Below are 18,356 nucleotides of genomic sequence, written 5' to 3'. Positions count from 1 at the left end.
TCAGTCTGCCTGAATGCCGGCCTGCTTCAGTAATTCTGTGAAATCTTCGGCCAACGGCACTTCCCATTCAACGTGCTCACCAGAAGCCGGATGGATCAAACCCAGCCTCCTGGCTTGCAAGGCCTGACGATTGAAGAAACGGGCCAAATGCTGTTTGCCATAGAGAGGATCACCAACCAGGGGAAAACCAAGAGACAGCATATGAACGCGAATCTGGTGAGTACGCCCGGTTTCCAGTTGACAGGCAACCAGGCTGACAGGGAATTTTTCCAGCATGCCGGTGGCAACGCGCTGAAAGTGTGTCACAGCCGGTTTGGCCAGCATACTTTGCGAAACAGCCATTTTGATACGATCACGCGGGTGCCTCGCCATCGGCGCATCGACCGTGCCCGACAGGTTGGGCGTTCCCCATACCAAGGCATTGTATTCACGCTTGACAGTTCGCTCCTGCAATTGACGTACCAGTTCGGTGTGGGCAATCAGCGTTTTAGCAACCACCATCAAACCGGACGTATCTTTATCAAGTCTATGTACGATACCGGCACGTGGCACACCGAGCAAAGTCGGCCAGTGATACAGCAATCCATTCAATAAGGTGCCCGACCAGTTGCCTGCGGCCGGATGCACCACCATACCGGCAGGCTTATTAATAACAAGAATATGATCATCCTCAAATACCACATCCAGGGCGATATCTTCCGGAGAATAAGCACCTTCGTCCGGGGCAGCCTGTGGTTCGATGACAATCTTTTCATCACCAAGCATGGTCATTTTGCCACGACCAGGCTTGCCATCGACGCTGACAAAGCCAGCCTCAATCCACTGCTGAAGACGACTTCTTGAATATTGCGGAACCAGTTTGGACAAGGTCTTGTCCAAACGCTCACCACAGACGTCCGGAGTGAGTTTTAATTCTATCTTGTCAACAGAGGGCGAAAAATCTTCATCCGCTTCGGCGACATCATTGAGGCCCCCGAGTTCTTCAAAATCGGTATCGAGGTCAGAATCTGACAAAATCACCGTAGTAGTTTGTTTCACATTTTTTGCCATCGGCTATAATCCGTAAATTGTTTTCATGCTCACGCACAAATTTATGCACATTAAATCTTTGAAATTGCTGGTTCTGGCTGTAGCCGCGTCCGTAAGTCTAAGCGGCTGCGGGGTGTTTGGCGAAAAAGGCGATGAGACCAGAACCTGGTCAGCATCAAAATTATACGCTGAAGCAAAAGACGAAATGTCTAGCGGTAGCTATGAAAAGGCAATTCAATACTTTGAAAAACTTGAATCACGCTTCCCTTTTGGTACGTATGCGCAGCAGGCACAGATGGAAACCGCCTATGCCTACTACAAACAAGGTGACCAGGCGCAAGCACTGGCCGCTGTTGAACGCTTCATCAAACTGCACCCCAATCATAGTCATGTAGACTATATGTACTACCTGCGCGGCGTGATCAACTTCAATGACCAGGTAGGCTTGTTCAACTTCCTCGCCAACCAGGACATCACTGAACGCGATCCGAAAGCGTCACGTGACTCATTTGACGCCTTCAAACAGCTGGCGACGCAATTCCCGGACAGCAAGTATACGCCAGATGCGATCTTGCGCATGAAGTATCTGGTCAATGCCCTGGCCCAGTATGACGTACACGTGGCACGCTACTACCTGCGTCGCGGCGCTTATCTGGCGGCTGCCAACCGCTCGCAGTCAGCGATCAAGGAATATCCCGACGCGCCAGCGATTGAAGAAGCAATGTTCATCCTGATTCGCTCTTATGACGCCATGGGCATGGTGGATCTGCGTGATGACGCCAATCGCGTCTTCATGCAGAATTTCCCAAAAAGTGATTACCTGTCTGGCAAAGCACGCTCTCGTGATGCCTGGTGGAAGTTCTGGTAGGTCTTGGCAATAAGTCAGATCAAGCAGTCGGTCACAGCAAAAGTTTTACCTCTTGCTGTGACTGAACAAAGCATATTGTTTGCTTAATCCTCGATTTTGCGGCGAAAAAACCAATTACTGCCGGTGGACTCTTCCTGGCAATAATGATACCCCTCTTCTGCAAATGCCTTTAGATCATCAGGGCGACGAATCGCATTTTGTGCGCTGAACCTGGCCATCAGGCCGCGCGCACGTTTGGCATAGAAAGAAATGATTTTATATTGACCATTTTTCCAATCCTGAAACACAGGGTGAATCACCGGCACATGCAATAGCGAAGGCTTGACAACCTTGAAGTATTCATCAGAAGCCAGATTGACAAGCACCCTGGACTTTTGTGGCCTGTTTTGTTGCTTAATGACATCGTTTATGAGCAAACTGACCTTCTCACCCCAGAAAGCATACAGATTCCTGCCGTAAGGGTTATCCAGCGATGTTCCCATTTCCAGACGATAGGGTTGCAAGGCATCCATAGGGCGCAGCAAACCATACAAACCAGACAATATCCTTACGTGATCCTGCAGGTATTTCAATTCAGAGGTGTTCAGGTTTTTGACATTCAGGCCCTCGTAGACATCACCATTAAAGGCGAATACGGCTTGCCTGACATTTTGGGGAGACGCATTTTTTTCCCAATCAGCAAAGCGTTGTGCATTGAGTTGCGCCAGCGCCGGTGAAATATTCATCAGTTGTCCAAGCTGATCAGGACTGTAGCCTCTTGCTATACGAGCCAGCTCCTCTGCCTCCTCCAGAAAATGTGGAGCAGTCAACGTTCTACGCTTGACCGGGGTCTCAAAGTCAAGGCTCTTGGCAGGAGATAATACAATAAGCATAAATTCAATTTAAAAGACGAAAATGACCGACATCATACCTAAGCGCCTCGTTCTTGACACCAATGTCTGCCTGGACCTGTTTGTCTTCAAAGACCCAAGATGGGCTGTTTTACTTGACGATCTCCAGAGCGGTCATTTGAGTGCCGTCACCCGCCAGGATTGCAGGGATGAATGGATAGCTGTACTTGACTACCCCCACCTGTCTTCCAGGCATGCAGGGAGTGCGGCAGTCACGGCAGTATTCGACGCCCATATCAGTTGCATCACCTCCGCTTCGCCTTTCAGCTATAAATTACCAGTATGTAGTGACAAGGACGATCAGAAATTCCTCGAAATTGCCAGGGATACCCAAGCTGAAGTTTTGATCACCAAGGACAAAGCCTTGTTGAAACTCGCCCGAAAAATGAAACATGCAGGCATGTTCAGAATAGAGACACCAGAACAATTTTTGCGAACTTACGTAAAAGAATGTGACAAAACTGCATCGCGACAAACAAAAGAATGACAAATTTTATTACTCTGGGTTATTCTTCGGTAATGTCCTGCTACTATGAATGAGAGCGAAAAACAGTCTTGTTCATAGGTGAAATTTGCATCCGGATTGAACAAGTTTAAGTTGCGAAAATTACCGGAGTCCATGCGGAAACTTAACATCTGAATGGCAGCAGCCCTCAGAAATTTCTGCATACTCTCGCTGACACACCATGATATTTGTGAAGCTTTGCACAATAATCAATGCGATTATGGAGAATAAAGGACTATGACCGATTCAGCAGATGATCTGGACGCATTATTTGAAGAAATGGCCAATCAGCGCCTTGAAACAAATGTAGAGTCCCCTTCTTCCCCAGCCCCGACGCCAGCGACGGAAACTGCGCCGCCACAAGATTCACATCCCGCAAAATTCAATTTCAATAATGATGATGCTGATGCGACTAAGCCAATGTTTGATCGCCTGGGCGGGCTTGTCAGAATGCTGCACGACTCCATGCGGGAACTGGGCTATGACCGTTCACTGTCGGATGTTGCTGAGCAGATTGCAGATGCCCAGGGCCGACTGGAATATGTCGCCACACTCACGGAACAGGCCGCAAACAAAGTCTTGAATGCAACTGATCTGGGCATGCCTGAACAGGATGAACTGGCAAAAAAAGCCAAGTCCATGGACGCCAGATGGACGGATCTATTTGAAGGCAAACTCAGCATTGATGAATTCAAGATCCTGGCCAACGACTCCAAGACCTTTGCCAATTCCGTACTGACCGCCACAGACGCAGAAAAAGCACGCCTGCTTGACATCATGATGGCACAGGATTTCCAGGACTTGACAGGACAGTTGATCAAAAAAGTCGTTGCCATCAACAAGCGCGTAGAACATGAGCTTGCCCAGATACTGCTGGACAATGCGCCTAGTGATCTCAAGGAAAAAGCAGTGGAATTGATGGAAGGTCCTTCCGTCCCGAACGCAGCACTGGAACAGGACGATGTAGATAATCTACTTGATAGTCTGGGTTTCTAATGGATGACATGCTCAAAGAATTCGTCGTCGAGGCGCTCGACCTGGCGACCAATGTAGAAGAACATCTTCTCTCCCTCGAGCGCAATCCGGGTGACATGAATACACTCAATGCCGTATTCAGGTCTTTTCACACCATCAAGGGTGGTGCAGGCTTCATGAATTTGAGTGCCATGGTTTCAGCCTGCCACCTGACTGAGAATCTTTTCGACGCCCTGCGTACAGGTCAGGTCCCGGTCACGCCAGAAGCCATAGAGGCAGCGCTGGAAGCCAGTGGTTTCGTGGCAGATCAGTTGACAGCACTCAATAATGGCACCGAGCCGGACAAGCTGTCGACAATGCCCAAGTCACTTGAGAAAATGCTGACGGATGCCATAGAAATGAAGGGCGGCAGCAAAAAGGCTGCTCCCAAGGCAAAAAAAGATGAAGCACCTGCCCCAGTAGAAAAAACCGCAGCAGCAGCCTCGCCCAGCAAGACCGAAGCCAAGCCTGGAGAAATCGACTGGGAAGGTTATTTCCGCGCCGTGACACCAGCCGGCACCCTGCCAGAAGCGGAAGCTGCAACTGTTGATGAGGAACAAGCAGAAACACATACGCCATCACACAAAGAAGAAAACGAAGCAGTCAAATCCTCTCTGTCTGGTGGTGAAGTCAAGCAAAACGCACCAGCCAAAGAAGAAAGCATACGGATAGACGCTGTTAAACTCAATGTCTTGCTTGAGGTTGCTGGCGAATCAGTGCAAGCAGCCAATCAGGCTGCCGTACTGCTAGAAAAATTATCTCAATTCAAATTTGATGGCCAGGCTGCACCATTGATGTCAGCCCTGACAGAAACCCTGACACGTGCATCGCGTTATTCGACTGAATTGCAGCGCGCCACCCTGGCAACACGCATGCAACCAGTCGGCCGCCTGTTCCAGAAGTTCCCTCGCCTGGTCAGGGAACTCGCTCGCGACCTGGGCAAAGAGGTTGACCTCAATATTGCCGGCGCAGAAACTGAAGTTGATCGCGTCGTGGTAGACAGCCTGTATGACCCACTGGTACACATGTTGCGCAACGCACTCGATCACGGACTGGAAACGGCGGAAGAACGCATCAATGCCAACAAATCGCCACGCGCAACCATCTCACTAAAAGCTTGGCAAGAAGCCAGCAGCGTCATGATAGAAGTTACCGACGATGGCAAAGGCATGGACGCTCAGCGCCTGCGCGATAAAGCGGTCTCCAAGGGGCTGATCAGCATCCATGATGCACGCACCGATGACGAGGCATTCCAGCTGGTTTTCCTGCCTGGTTTTTCCACCAAGGAAGTCGCATCAAGCGTATCAGGACGTGGTGTCGGTATGGATGTGGTCAAGACTGCAGTTGAGCGCCATCGCGGTGCCATCCGCATCGCTTCGCAATTAGGTACCGGCACTACTTTCCTCATCCGTTTGCCGATCGAACTGTCCATCGTACCGACCATGCTGGTTCGCACCGATGGTGCCTCGCTTGCCCTGCCCATGGCTACTGTACAACGCGTAGTAGAACTGCCAGAGACTTTTGAAAGTGTCGGTGGTCAACCAGTTTTACGCGATCTGGGCAGGCCGTTACCGGTCAAGTCTTTGGGTAAAATTCTGGGATACACACCAGTATCGGAGCGCGTAGGCATCGTGATTGCTGCCCCCAGCCCGTACATATTATCAGTCGACTCCGTCGATGGCACAGCCGACCTGGTCATCAAACCTTTGACCTGCATCAGCACGCCGGGCATTACGGGCACTGCACGCTCCGCCGAAGGCGAACTGGTGCTCGTGATCAGCCTGTCTTTCCTGATTGATGGATGCAAAACCAGGGAGCGCATCACGGCATAAGTCATAGTCTGATTTCACAAACTGATTTACTACACCTGCCGGTCAGAAGCAAAAAGCTTTACACGGGCCACAGGCATCATCTCTGGACAAACGCATTTTGGGCAAATCTGTCAAAATGCGTTTATTCTTTTCAGAGCCAAACGGCATCTCATGATTTCTGCAAATCCCCCACTGACACTGGATAAACTGAATCTCGAAAACAGGTTCGCCGGATTGCCACCACATTTTTATACCCATGTGCAGGCAAGTCCTGTCAGCGCTCCTTACCTGGTTGCTGCCAGCCCTGCTGTTGCCGCCACTCTTAACCTCGACAGTGCCAGTCTGGACACCCCAGAGTTTTTGGCATGCTTTTCCGGCAATCAAACGATGCATGGCAGCACACCACTTGCTGCAGTTTACTCGGGGCATCAGTTTGGTGTATGGGCAGGCCAACTTGGCGATGGCCGGGCATTATTGCTTGGCGGCGTCACTCATGCCGGCAAGCATCTGGAAATTCAATTAAAAGGCGCAGGCATGACTCCCTATTCCCGCATGGGCGACGGCCGCGCCGTGCTGCGCTCGTCCATACGCGAATTCCTGTGCTCCGAGGCTATGGCTAGCCTGAACATACCGACTTCACGCGCACTTTGCGTCATAGGATCAGACCAGATGGTTTTTCGTGAGATACCGGAAACCAGTGCAGTAGTGACACGCATTGCCCCGAACTTTGTACGCTTTGGTTCATTTGAGCATTGGTATTACAACGACAGAATGGATGACCTGCGCCAGCTCGCTGATTATGTGATTGAGCACTCCTACCCTGAATTGCAGGCACATCACAACAAATATCAGGCACTGCTCTCCGAAGTCACCAGGCGCACGGCAGAGCTGATGGCGCAATGGCAATCTGTCGGCTTCATGCATGGCGTCATGAACACAGACAACATGTCAATATCAGGTCTTACTCTCGACTATGGGCCATTTGGCTTCATGGAAGCCTTTGATGAAAAGCACATCTGCAATCATACTGATCAACAGGGACGGTACTCTTACCGCATGCAACCGGCGATTGGCAACTGGAATTGTCAGGCTCTGGCGCAGGCACTATCCCCTCTGATAGGCAGCGTGGATGATACCAATGCAGCTCTGGCACAATATCCAGCCATATATCGCCAGAAATGGACAGATCTCATGCGTCAAAAACTCGGCCTGCACACGGAACATGAAAATGACCTTGATTTGATTGCCGGCTTTTTCACTTTGTTACAAAGTAATCATGCTGATTTCACACTGAGTTTTAGGAATTTAAGTAAGCTCTCCCTGCAAAAAACGACCAATGATGAGCTGCTAAGGGATTTATTTATAGACAGAGATGGTCTTGATAGCTGGCTACAGGCATATAGAGAAAGACTGAACTTTGAACAAAGTGATGATCATTTACGTCAGACTGGCATGATGGCAGTCAACCCCAAATATGTCTTGAGAAATTATCTGGCGCAAGTAGCGATAGAAAAGGCGCAGAAGAAGGATTTTTCTGAAGTAAGGAAATTACTCCAGATTCTGGAAAAACCCTTTGATGAACAAGATGAGTATGAGCAATATGCAGACCTGCCCCCCGATTGGGCCAGACACCTGGAAGTCAGCTGCTCATCCTGACCAACAATGAAAGAATAGAGGAAATCATGAGCAAGATAGTTAAAACCGACGCAGAATGGAGGGCACAATTAAGCCCTATCGAATACCAGGTCACCAGACATGCGGACACAGAACGGGCCTTTACCGGGAAATTCTGGGATCACCATGAAACCGGCATTTATACATGCACCTGCTGCAATACGCCACTTTTTGCATCTGATGCCAAATTTGACTCAGGATGTGGTTGGCCAAGCTATTTTCGCGTGCTGAATCCGGCCAATGTACGTGAGAAGATTGATACATCTCATGGCATGACGCGGACTGAGATATTGTGTAATATCTGCGACGCCCATCTGGGCCACGTATTTCCTGATGGCCCGCCACCGACCAGGCTACGTTATTGCATCAATTCGGCATCCTTAAAATTCGAACCCACACCATAAGTTGCTGTAAATGAAATTTCTTTTTGACATGTTCCCGGTCTTGCTGTTTTTTATCACCTTCAAATGGGGTGAGAGGAACGTCACGACTGCGCAATCACTGGTATCTGACTACCTGTCAGGCATAGTTTCTGGCGGTGCCACCACTGCCGAGCTGGCGCCCATCTTGCTGGCGACAGCAGTCACGTTGGTGGCATCCATCTTGCAGATAGGTTATTTGTTGGTCAGTCGCAAAAAAGTCGATGCCATGCTATGGATTTCTTTCATCATTATCATGGTCTTTGGTGGAGCCACCCTGTACTTCCAGAGTGAAGCCTTCATCAAATGGAAGCCAACTGTCTTGTACTGGTGTTATTGTGGCGCTTTTGCACTGGCTCAATTTGTTTTCAGGACCAACCTGATCCAGGCCGCCATGGGTTCGCAAATCAAGCTGCCGGCACCAGTCTGGACACGCCTCAGCTATGCATGGATGATTTATTTCCTGGCCATGGGCATCATCAATCTGTATGTGGCATACAATTTCTCCACGGATACCTGGGCTAATTTCAAATTGATCGCTGTAGTCGCGATCATGCCGGCATTTGTCATTATACAGAGCCTGTTCCTGGCAAAATACATGGAAGAACCTGCGCAATGACACGCTACGAACGAATATTAGAAAAATTGACTGAAACCTTGCGGCCAATTGACTGTCAATTGCATGATGATTCAGAATCCCATCGCGGTCATGCAGGGGCTGCTGGCGGTGCCGGTCATTACAGTGTAAGAATAGTTTGTCAGCAATTTGAGGGTTTAAACCGTATTTCTCGCCATCGACTAGTGTATGATGCCGTTGGCGATATGATGCAAACGGAAATTCATGCCCTCAATATCGTGGCATTAAGTCCGTCAGAGATACCGACCTAAGCAGTTTATCTATAATCCGTTTTATTTATTTTGTTATTTAGGAACAGACAATGACTTTTAAACCTGCTCATTTGCTGGTTGTACTTCTTGCAACTGCCCTGCCTGCAATGGCTCAAGATCTCGCCAAAGTTAATGGCAAAGCAATCCCTTCCAGTCGCCTTGAAGCACTTGTCAAACAAGTAACTGCCCAAGGCCAGCAACAAGACAGCCCTCAATTGCGCCTGATGCTGAAGCAGGAATTGATCAATCGCGAAGTATTGATACAAGAAGCAGAAAAATCCGGACTGGCAAGCAATGCTGAAGTGAAACAGGCTATCGAAGCAAGCCGCCAATCCATTCTGGTACGCGCCTTGATGATAGAACATCTGAAAAAGAACCCAGTCACTGACGCAGAAGTACAAGCCGAATACGACAAACTGAAAACCCAGGCTGGCGATAAAGAGTACCATCTGTACCACATCCTGCTGGAAAAAGAAGATGATGCGAAAGCAGTTATTTCCAAACTGAAAGCCGGCGCCAAATTTGAAGAGTTGGCCAAACAGTCCAAAGACGCGGGCTCCGCAAGCAAAGGTGGCGATCTGGACTGGTCCACACCTAACAATTGGGACCCGACTTTTGCCCAGGCTGTCACCGCCCTGCAAAAAGGCCAATTTACAGAAACACCTGTAAAATCACAAGCTGGCTACCATATCATCAAGCTTGATGATATCCGTACAGCGAAGTTCCCTACAGTCGAAGAAGTGAAACAACAGTTTGTCGAAGGCTTGCAACAACAACGCGTACAGGCTTATCAACAAACTTTGATCAAGAAAGCCAAAATTCAGTAAGACTGAGTTTTCAGTTCCCCCCAAGAAAAGAGGTGCAGTGCACCTCTTTTTTATTGCCAGCCACTAATGTCATTTATTGATATTTGTTGATAATGCTGTTCAGTTTTCCATTGCGCTGCAATTCAGCCAGCCCCTTATCCACCTGATCAATAATTTGCTGCGCCCTTGGGTGTTCTTTGCTCACACCAAAATGCAGCGGATACTTCTCGGTCTGCGGCAGATTGAGGATGCGATAGGTATTCATATCAAAAGGGAGCAGACTCAAACGTGCGAAACCACGCAATACCTCCTGCATGTCAACCACAATGTCACAATGTCCCCTGTCAATTTTGCGTAACAGACTGGTGTAATTTGTTGCCCCGCTCTCTATCGCACCGGCTGGAAGTTTGGTGTAAAAGGTGGATGAGCCATGCAGGGAACAAATCTTGAATTTTTCCAGGTCACCAAGATTTTGTAGCGGCGGTGTCGGGAAACGTGCCGTAGCGTATAAATAGGAAGGAGTCAGGCTATGGTAGCTGCGGGAAAACAGAAACAGTTTTTCCCGCTCCGGTGTCTTGAACACCGACATGACTATGTCAAACCCTTCTCTGGCCTGCACCTCAAACAGACAGCGTGCCCACGGCCTTAATTCTATCTTGGGTTCGGTAAAAATATTCCTCAGAATATCAGCGGACAAACCCTCCACTGCCGCACCACTCGTCTTCACGTAAGACATGGGTGGCCAGTTGCTGTCTCCCCCGCAGGCACGCACTCTTTCCGAAGCACTGGCAACGGGCAATGCGAGAAGCAGCAAGATGAAGGCAAAACGAGGCATCGGACAAAGTATGGGTTCCCAAGCAATTCATTATATGGAAAGCTTTGCCGGTGGAAAGATTAATTCCACCTTAGATTGCAAATCATGTTCAGATTTCGAACCTGACCTTATCAAGCGAACAAAGCCTGATTCACAACTCCTTACCTGCACGGTGACATACTTCCACAATGGCGATATCACCATGCAAATAACAGGATCAACCTACCCAGACACGTGCATTACGGAACATACGCATCCATGGCGAATCCTCACCCCAGCCGTCCGGATGCCAGGATTGCAGTACTGTACGGAATACTCGCTCAGCGTGCGGCATCAATACCGTAAAGCGTCCGTCTTCATTGGTAACGGAAGTAATGCCCTGCGGCGAACCATTCGGATTGTATGGGTAGGCTTCTGTCGCCTGGCCTGCATTATTGATGAAGCGCATGGCCACCTGTGCTCTGGCGATATCACCGGTCGTTGAGAAGTCAGCAAAGCCTTCACCATGGGCAATAGCGATAGGTGTTTGCGTGCCAGCCATGCCCTGAAAAAAGATGGAGGCAGACTCAGCCACCTCTACCATGGCAAAACGCCCCTCGAATTGCTCGGATTTATTCCTGGTGAATTTGGGCCAGGCCTGCGCACCAGGGATGATGGATTTCAAGTTACTCATCATCTGGCAACCATTACAGATACCCAGTCCAAAGGTATCACCGCGATGGAAGAATTGCGAGAACTGATCAGACATCATGGCATTGAACAATATGGTTTTTGCCCAGCCCTCGCCCGCACCCAGTACGTCGCCATAAGAGAAGCCGCCAACAGCGATCAACCCCTTGAAGTCGGTCAGTTTTGCACGACCGGCAATCAGGTCACTCATGTGCACATCCACTGCTTCAAAACCGGACTTGTGCATGACATAAGCGGTTTCTATATGCGAATTGACACCCTGCTCACGCAGGATGGCAACCTTGGGACGCACGCCGCTCGCAATGAACGGTGCAGCGACGTCCTGTTGCGGATCAAAACTAAGCTTGGGTTGCATACCTGGATCTGCCGCATCAGCAATGCGTGCATATTCCGCATCAGCACAAGCCGGGTTGTCACGCAGGCGCGCAATTTGCCAGCTGGTCTTGCTCCACAACTGATGCAGGGCAGTTCTGGGCTGTGCATAGATTTGCTTGGCGTCACGCATGAATTCTATGCTGTCACCCTGATTCACCTTACCGATGATATGGCTGCAAGCACCCAGGTTAAAGCTGCGCAAAACGTCCATGACTTCCGAGCGCTGCGCCGTACGCACCTGAATGACAGCACCAAGTTCTTCACTGAACAAGGCACGTAAAGTCATGTCGTTGCGACGCTCCCCAACCTGAATGGCCCAGTTCTTGGCATCGCCCTGGTCAGCTGCATGCTCGCTGTCCAGAGTCAGAATATCAAGGTTCACGGACAAGCCCGCACGACCGGCAAAAGCCATTTCACACAAAGTGGCGAACAAACCGCCATCAGAACGATCATGATAGGCCAGTAATTTAGCTTCGCGATTCAATTGCTGTATCGCTGCAAAGAAAGCTTTCAAGTCTTCCGGGCTATCAACATCCGGCACCTCATTGCCCAGTTGCTGCATCACTTGCGCAAAGCAGGATGCGCCGAGACGGTTCTTGCCACGCCCCAGGTCAATCAGGATCAGGCTGGTATCACCCTGGTCCAGGCGAATTTGCGGAGTCAGAGACTTACGCACATCGTACACAGGCGAGAATGCAGAAATAATCAGCGACACCGGCGAAGTAACTGCCTTGCTTTGCCCCTCATCATTCCAGGTAGTACGCATGGACAGGGAGTCCTTGCCCACAGGAATGCTGATACCCAGAGCCGGGCACAACTCCATCCCCACGGTCTTGACCGTATCGAACAGTGCGGCATCCTGACCAGGCTGACCACAAGCAGCCATCCAGTTCGCCGACAACTTGATATCCGTTATGTCTGCGATTGGTGCAGCAGCGATATTGGTGATGGCCTCACCGACCGCCATACGGCCAGATGCCGCAGCATTCACGATAGCCAGCGGTGTGCGCTCGCCCATGGACATGGCTTCACCCAGATAGCCTTCCAGGCTCATTGTTGTCACTGCACAATCAGCAACCGGTACCTGCCAGGGGCCGACCATCTGGTCACGTACCGATGTTGCACCAACTGTGCGATCGCCAATGGTAATGAGAAAGGATTTATCAGCTACGGTAGGCAAACTCAGAACGCGCTGAGCAGCTTCTTGCAAATCGATGCCCGTCAAATCAATCGCCGGAAAATCCTGCTCAACATGGACAACATCCCTGTGCATCTTGGGTGGTTTGCCAAGCAAGACATCCATGGGCATATCAACCGGTGATGTGTTATTTTGCGGATCGATGAGTCGCAATTGACGCTCTTCTGTCGCCGTACCGACTACCGCAAACGGGCAGCGTTCACGCTCGCAGAAGCTACGGAATATCTCCAGGCTCTCTGGCGCAATGCCGAGCACATAGCGCTCTTGCGACTCGTTACTCCAGATTTCCTTGGGCGCCATGCCGCTCTCTTCCAGCGGCACTTTACGCAAATCAAACAAGGCACCACGCTTGGCATCATTGGTGATTTCAGGGAAAGCATTCGACAAACCACCTGCACCAACGTCATGAATGGACAAAATAGGATTGTCGTTACCCATCTGCCAGCACGAATTGATGACTTCCTGCGCCCTGCGCTCCATTTCCGGATTGCCACGCTGCACGGAATCAAAATCCAGGTCTGCCGTATTCGTACCGGTCGCCATTGATGAAGCAGCACTGCCACCCATGCCTATGCGCATGCCGGGGCCACCGAGTTGTATCAACAAACTACCAACTGGCAAATCATTCTTTTTCGTGTGCTTGTCAGAGATATTGCCTATGCCGCCGGCTATCATGATGGGTTTATGATAGCCATACACATTGCCGGCAACATTTTGCTCGAACGTGCGGAAATAGCCACCAAGATTGGGGCGACCAAATTCATTGTTAAAGGCAGCACCGCCAATTGGCCCCTCTATCATGATTTGCAAGGGTGAGGCGATACGGTCAGGTTTACCATAAACTGCGGCTTTTTTTTCTTGTCTCTGCACGGTATCAGCAGAATTTTCCCAAGCCTGTAACGTACCGGGTAACATCAGATTGGACACGGTAAAACCCGTCAGACCTGCCTTGGGCTTGGCACCACGACCTGTGGCACCTTCATCACGAATTTCGCCACCAGCGCCGGTAGAGGCACCAGGGAAAGGTGAAATGGCAGTCGGATGATTATGCGTTTCCACCTTCATCAGAGTATGCGTCAACTCAATATCAGACCGGTAGACCTGGTCCTGGCCGGGATAAAAGCGAGTAACGACCGCACCTTCCATGATCGATGAATTGTCACTATAGGCAACGATAGTGCCCTTGGGTTGCAACTGATGAGTGTTCTTGATCATCTGGAACAGGGATTTATCCTGTTTCACGCCGTCGATATTCCAGTCAGCGTTAAAGATCTTGTGGCGGCAATGCTCGCTATTTGCCTGGGCAAACATCATCAATTCAACGTCAGTAGGGTTGCGTTTTGCATTGGTGAAGGCTGCAACCAGATAATCGATTTCATCATCAGACAGGGCCAGACCCAGCTCGGTATTTGCCTTCAACAGTGCCGCTTTGCCGCCTTCCAGTATGTCGACAAACTCCAGGTCTTTCGCCACCAGCTCCGTGAACAAGGCTTTTGCCTGCTTTGCATCATCGAGCACCATTTCCGTCATCCGGTCATGCAAGAGGCCAGCCACCAGAGGGCGGCTGGCTTCAGCCAGTTTTTTAACCCCACCCAACAAACCAGACTTGACCTGAACCGAGTAAATAATGCCGCGCTCTATGCGATGTATATGTTGCATACCACAGTTATGGGCAATGTCCGTAGCCTTGCTCGCCCAGGGTGAAATCGTGCCAAAGCGCGGGATGACGACAAAAGTGTCGCCTTCACTGCTGGCTGTAAAGGCATCGCCATAAACCAGCAAGGCATTGAGTTTATCCTCCTCTTCTTTGGACAGTTCAGATGCACTATCAACGAAATGAACGAAGCGACCACTGACACCAACTATAGTGGCATCAACCGATTGCAAGCGTGAAAGAAGACCGGAGGTACGAAAGGCAGACAGGGCGTTAGAGCCTGGCAATATCAACATGGTGAGTGAGGTAGTTGAGGCAATGTACACAAAACTGCCATGCACGATTGCTGGTTGGATCAGAAACCGAGATTATACCTTGATGACCTGACCGACTCCAGCCGACAAAAAGAAGAAATTGCCCGACACAGCAAACTCAATTCATAAACACTGTACTGCGGCCAATTTTTTTAATGTTCTGGAATTTGTCAGCATACTTCTTCTCTTGAAAACTTGCCAAATCCTCATCAAGAACAATCAGACTGACCTGCTGCTGAGCAATCAACTTATCAAAAAAAGTGTCAGAAATAACAATATTATTTTTATGTAGCTTATTACCCCAGAACAAATCACTGCTGCGACTTTCAACCACCCTGACAGGTCGCTTGAGATAAAACGGCAGTGAAGACTGGTGTTCGAATACCCTGAACAGAAACACTTCACGGCTCCCTGATGAAGACTGCAAATCCCGCACCATAGGCAGAGTTGAAGTCTGTCCCGCCATGGCTTGCAAGATACCAATAGCCGCGACCAGTAAAAATGCAGGCAAGACAATGTAGGGAATAATACCTATCCGCTTATTCCACCAGACGATGAAAGATGCAACCAGGCTGGCTAAACTCAGAGAGGTCATCAGCAGCGTCAGAAACTGAATTGCACCATAGCCAAATATCTGCAGATTAGCCATTTCACCTGAAGCCTGTTTATGGACCCACCATGCAATTGCAGCAAACATCAGAGACAGGGTCAAGCCTACCAGCGCCCTGCTCCAGGAGCGGGCAACCGTAAGCCTGTCTTCCAGAGCAATGGCCAACTGCAAGGCAGCCAGAGGCATCACGACGACAAGATAATAATTGGCCTTGGCACTGGACAAGGAAAAGAACAGTACCGGCATAATCCATGCACTGGCCAAAAAGACATGCAAGGCTCTTGGTGTCTGTTGCCTGGCCCTGATCAGCAACAAAGGTAAAAAGAAAGACCAGGGGAACAGGTAAATCAGCATCCTGGGCAAGTAATACCACCAAGCCCCGGCATAGTAATCATGTGGCTCACGCTTCCCCAGGAAGCGTAGCACATGTTCATTGATGAAATAGAACCAGGCAAATATAGGCTCGGTCAAAGTTGCAGCGATATGCCAGGGCATGGCGATCAGCAAGAAAATGGCGATCGCCTTGGGGTCAAACCAGGCCTTGAACCTCATCCAGAAATCATGCAAGGATGTCGAAAGCAAAACCGTATAAACGAAGGTCACAGCGGCAAAAAGAATAATGGCGACAAACCCCTTGGCAAGCAAAGCCAGAGCCAGCATTGCCAAGGAACGACATAAATTTTTCTTATCCCGGGATACGCTGAATAAATAGCCGTACATCAGCGCTGCCGACAAAAATGCTGTCAACAACATGTCAAACATCAGCGTGCGCGACATCGCCATGACGCCCAGTCCACTGATGAACATCAGTGCTGCCAGCCTCGATGCAGCAACCCGACCTATCTGACGACCGAACCACATGAGCATGGCGACACAAGACAAGGCGGACAAGGCCGGCACCAGCCTCGCAGCCCATTCATGTTCGCCAAAAACTGCAAATGAAAGCGCCGTCAGCCAGTACAACAGGGGCGGTTTTTCCATATAGGCCAAACCATTCAGGTGAGGGATGATCCAGTGATGCCAATCACCTGATGCCAGCATTTCCCTGGGGATTTCTGCATACAGTCCCTCATTGTTATCGAGTATCGGATAACAACCCAGACCATAAGCCAAGAAAAAGACGGTCAGCAACCAGACCAGCCAGGCAGGTATAGTCGTAAAACTTGATTCTTTATTCTCTGGCAAGACCGTCATAAATTAAAACTATTATTTTTTGTCAAGAAACAACAAACATTCTTACACGTGGTCTGTTTTTTTCGAAAATCTGCTTCTGAGACCCTGACCAAAATCCTTGCACTGAAAACAAAAAAAAGACAAGCAATATTGCTTGTCTTTTTCATCAGCAATTAAGACATCAAGCCATGGAAGCTACATTTTTTGCCCAAACCAGGGCGGACATATGCGCCGCATTTAAATCAGGAGGTGTAATTTTCAAGGATTCTGCCAGAGAACCAACCAGCATGCTATTCAATTCGCAGGCTTCTGCCAGTGCCAGGAAGGGGCCATACACACCACCACGCGAAATCAGGGCCTCTGTCACCACATCAGGCAATTGTATGGTGGACAGGACCTCTTCCATGGGTATGCCAAGCAATCTGTCGAGCAAAGAAAACATGCCGGCGACAAAAAGATTCTCTGCTTCACTCTTGGACATTTTGCTCTGCCCCAGCATTTCTGCCAAACGTCCACGCACGATGGCAGTTTCCAGCAATACGGGCGAATAGCCACTTGTACTTGCCGTTGCCAATAGCAAAGTCAACCAGCGGTACAAAGGGCTATAGCCAAGCATTTGTACAGCATGCTTGAGTGACTGTACCTCTGTTCTCAAACCAAAACCGGCGGAATTGATGTAGCGAAGCAGCTTGTAAGCCAGTGTCGCATCGCGTTTCACAACCGCTTCCAATTGCTGGATGTCAGCATTTTTTCTGACCATTTCCATCAATTGCAGGATGGTGGTTTGTGCAGTATTTAAAGTTTTTGGGGCAGTGCTTGGTCTGGGAGTCAGATGCAATTTCCCAACAAAACTATCCAGACCCAAAGCTGAACAGGCATCAAAATCCTGCCAGGTCATGATGTTGCGTGCCACCATCCGCACACTGGACTGCTTCAATGCAGCATAAACTTTGGCCTGAGACGCAAAGTTGGCAGCATTAAGCTTGACTTCCAGATGGGTAATTTGTGCGAAATAGGAGCGTTCCAGCGTCGTCACTTCGGCGCCGCGCAGACAAATCCCATAGCCTTGCTGACGCAGCTCAGTAATCTTGTCCAGGGTTGCAGGTTCAACGAAATACTTCTTGTGAAGTATCAGCACGGTGTTTTTTGCCGGCAGCAACTGCAGTCCCTCAGCATACAGAAGTTCAGGAACTGCTTCCAGGAACAGCAGGCTCTCCCCTAGCAGAAAACCTTTATCGTCATCATGTAGCTGCTCAGCAACAAATTCGAGCAAATCATTGAGGCTCTCTGTTGTCGCCTCAACATTCTGGTCACGTTGCAGCCATGAAAACTGAAAGCCGATCACCCTCTGCTTGGGATCGAGTAAAGGTTCTCTTACAATGAAGCTATCTTCTATCATTTTATTTTTTTGTCTATATCAGTTGAGCATGACTGCAAGGCTTAAAGTCGCAAATTAACTAACTGGTAATTCATCAACCTAGGCTCGACACACGACAACGTGGAAACGTCTTTCCTGGTGAATCTCGATTTTCGCAGTTGCCACCATTTCGTCGGATAAAAAGATAGTCATCACTCCCGACCACCACACCCATCAAATTGACGACCTCTACATCACTGGCATATC

At 49.5% G+C, this 18,356-nt stretch carries 15 protein-coding genes; 9 read left to right on the top strand and 6 right to left on the bottom strand.

The features are described 5' to 3' along the window. Positions 1–1,050 (bottom strand): RluA family pseudouridine synthase, encoded by a 1,050-nt coding sequence (locus LZ463_RS21675; protein ID WP_277624138.1) that lies wholly within the window; start codon positions 1,048–1,050, stop codon positions 1–3. A gap of 43 nt (positions 1,051–1,093) precedes the next feature. Here LZ463_RS21675 and LZ463_RS21670 point away from each other — a divergent pair, with 43 nt between their 5' ends. Then, positions 1,094–1,897, top strand: coding sequence for an outer membrane protein assembly factor BamD (locus LZ463_RS21670; RefSeq protein WP_241458369.1), 804 nt, complete (start codon positions 1,094–1,096; stop codon positions 1,895–1,897). Positions 1,898–1,980: 83 nt separating this feature from the next. Here LZ463_RS21670 and yaaA read toward each other — a convergent pair whose 3' ends face one another. Then, entirely contained in the window at positions 1,981–2,769 is a 789-nt protein-coding gene (yaaA, locus tag LZ463_RS21665; RefSeq protein ID WP_241458368.1) for a peroxide stress protein YaaA, read from the bottom strand. Between the two features lie 22 nt (positions 2,770–2,791). On the opposite strand from yaaA, the gene LZ463_RS21660 reads away from it, so the two are divergent. The 8 genes from LZ463_RS21660 to LZ463_RS21625 all read left to right on the top strand — a co-directional run bounded on the left by LZ463_RS21660 (position 2,792) and on the right by LZ463_RS21625 (position 9,925). After that, positions 2,792–3,274, top strand: a complete 483-nt coding sequence (locus LZ463_RS21660) for a putative toxin-antitoxin system toxin component, PIN family (protein WP_277624137.1) — start codon at positions 2,792–2,794, stop codon at positions 3,272–3,274. Positions 3,275–3,529: 255 nt separating this feature from the next. Beyond that, a complete protein-coding gene (locus tag LZ463_RS21655) occupies positions 3,530–4,288 on the top strand; it encodes a protein phosphatase CheZ (protein WP_241458367.1) in 759 nt (252 codons plus the stop codon). After that, positions 4,288–6,138 carry a chemotaxis protein CheA gene (locus LZ463_RS21650; protein WP_241458366.1) on the top strand — a complete coding sequence of 617 codons (1,851 nt, stop codon included), beginning with the start codon at positions 4,288–4,290 and terminating at the stop codon, positions 6,136–6,138. The genes LZ463_RS21655 and LZ463_RS21650 overlap by 1 nt, the downstream gene beginning before the upstream one ends. Before the next feature lie 150 nt (positions 6,139–6,288). Then, on the top strand, positions 6,289–7,773 hold the full coding sequence (locus LZ463_RS21645; protein ID WP_241458365.1) for a protein adenylyltransferase SelO: 1,485 nt from the start codon (positions 6,289–6,291) through the stop codon (positions 7,771–7,773). Positions 7,774–7,799: 26 nt separating this feature from the next. Further along, the gene (gene msrB, locus LZ463_RS21640) at positions 7,800–8,195 is read left to right on the top strand and encodes a peptide-methionine (R)-S-oxide reductase MsrB (RefSeq protein WP_277624136.1); all 396 of its coding nucleotides are present in this window, start codon (positions 7,800–7,802) and stop codon (positions 8,193–8,195) included. Positions 8,196–8,205: 10 nt separating this feature from the next. Beyond that, positions 8,206–8,829: a septation protein A gene (locus LZ463_RS21635; RefSeq protein WP_241458363.1), complete on the top strand. Its 624-nt coding sequence runs from the start codon at positions 8,206–8,208 to the stop codon at positions 8,827–8,829. Further along, entirely contained in the window at positions 8,826–9,098 is a 273-nt protein-coding gene (locus LZ463_RS21630; RefSeq protein WP_241458361.1) for a BolA family protein, read from the top strand. The genes LZ463_RS21635 and LZ463_RS21630 overlap by 4 nt, the downstream gene beginning before the upstream one ends. A 50-nt stretch (positions 9,099–9,148) precedes the next feature. Further along, positions 9,149–9,925 (top strand): peptidylprolyl isomerase, encoded by a 777-nt coding sequence (locus LZ463_RS21625; protein ID WP_241458359.1) that lies wholly within the window; start codon positions 9,149–9,151, stop codon positions 9,923–9,925. Positions 9,926–9,998: 73 nt separating this feature from the next. On the opposite strand, the gene LZ463_RS21620 is transcribed toward LZ463_RS21625, so the two are convergent. The 4 genes from LZ463_RS21620 to LZ463_RS21605 form a co-directional block, all read right to left on the bottom strand. Continuing rightward, complete coding sequence (locus LZ463_RS21620) at positions 9,999–10,739, bottom strand: substrate-binding periplasmic protein (RefSeq protein WP_277624135.1); 741 nt, start codon at positions 10,737–10,739, stop codon at positions 9,999–10,001. A 196-nt stretch (positions 10,740–10,935) separates the two neighbouring features. Continuing rightward, positions 10,936–14,931: a phosphoribosylformylglycinamidine synthase gene (purL, locus tag LZ463_RS21615; protein ID WP_241458441.1), complete on the bottom strand. Its 3,996-nt coding sequence runs from the start codon at positions 14,929–14,931 to the stop codon at positions 10,936–10,938. A gap of 136 nt (positions 14,932–15,067) precedes the next feature. Next, positions 15,068–16,753 (bottom strand): glycosyltransferase family 39 protein, encoded by a 1,686-nt coding sequence (locus LZ463_RS21610; RefSeq protein ID WP_241458355.1) that lies wholly within the window; start codon positions 16,751–16,753, stop codon positions 15,068–15,070. Positions 16,754–16,913: 160 nt separating this feature from the next. After that, positions 16,914–18,131: an EAL and HDOD domain-containing protein gene (locus tag LZ463_RS21605; protein WP_241458353.1), complete on the bottom strand. Its 1,218-nt coding sequence runs from the start codon at positions 18,129–18,131 to the stop codon at positions 16,914–16,916. Positions 18,132–18,356: the final 225 nt, after the last annotated feature.

The organism is Undibacterium paludis (assembly GCF_022568815.1).
Taxonomy (GTDB): Bacteria; Pseudomonadota; Gammaproteobacteria; order Burkholderiales; family Burkholderiaceae_D; genus Undibacterium.
The sequence above is the reverse complement of the archived record's forward strand: the minus strand, read 5'-3'. Positions and strand labels throughout refer to the sequence as shown.

Coding starts and splice junctions, on each gene's coding strand:
- LZ463_RS21635 (WP_241458363.1), top strand. CDS start 8,206: ATGAAATTTCTTTTTGACATGTTCCCGGTCTTGCTGTTTTTTATCACC.
- LZ463_RS21630 (WP_241458361.1), top strand. CDS start 8,826: ATGACACGCTACGAACGAATATTAGAAAAATTGACTGAAACCTTGCGG.
- purL (WP_241458441.1), bottom strand. CDS start 14,931: ATGTTGATATTGCCAGGCTCTAACGCCCTGTCTGCCTTTCGTACCTCC.
- LZ463_RS21645 (WP_241458365.1), top strand. CDS start 6,289: ATGATTTCTGCAAATCCCCCACTGACACTGGATAAACTGAATCTCGAA.
- LZ463_RS21610 (WP_241458355.1), bottom strand. CDS start 16,753: ATGACGGTCTTGCCAGAGAATAAAGAATCAAGTTTTACGACTATACCT.
- LZ463_RS21650 (WP_241458366.1), top strand. CDS start 4,288: ATGGATGACATGCTCAAAGAATTCGTCGTCGAGGCGCTCGACCTGGCG.
- LZ463_RS21670 (WP_241458369.1), top strand. CDS start 1,094: ATGCACATTAAATCTTTGAAATTGCTGGTTCTGGCTGTAGCCGCGTCC.
- LZ463_RS21655 (WP_241458367.1), top strand. CDS start 3,530: ATGACCGATTCAGCAGATGATCTGGACGCATTATTTGAAGAAATGGCC.
- LZ463_RS21675 (WP_277624138.1), bottom strand. CDS start 1,050: ATGGCAAAAAATGTGAAACAAACTACTACGGTGATTTTGTCAGATTCT.
- LZ463_RS21625 (WP_241458359.1), top strand. CDS start 9,149: ATGACTTTTAAACCTGCTCATTTGCTGGTTGTACTTCTTGCAACTGCC.
- msrB (WP_277624136.1), top strand. CDS start 7,800: ATGAGCAAGATAGTTAAAACCGACGCAGAATGGAGGGCACAATTAAGC.
- LZ463_RS21660 (WP_277624137.1), top strand. CDS start 2,792: ATGACCGACATCATACCTAAGCGCCTCGTTCTTGACACCAATGTCTGC.
- yaaA (WP_241458368.1), bottom strand. CDS start 2,769: ATGCTTATTGTATTATCTCCTGCCAAGAGCCTTGACTTTGAGACCCCG.
- LZ463_RS21620 (WP_277624135.1), bottom strand. CDS start 10,739: ATGCCTCGTTTTGCCTTCATCTTGCTGCTTCTCGCATTGCCCGTTGCC.
- LZ463_RS21605 (WP_241458353.1), bottom strand. CDS start 18,131: ATGATAGAAGATAGCTTCATTGTAAGAGAACCTTTACTCGATCCCAAG.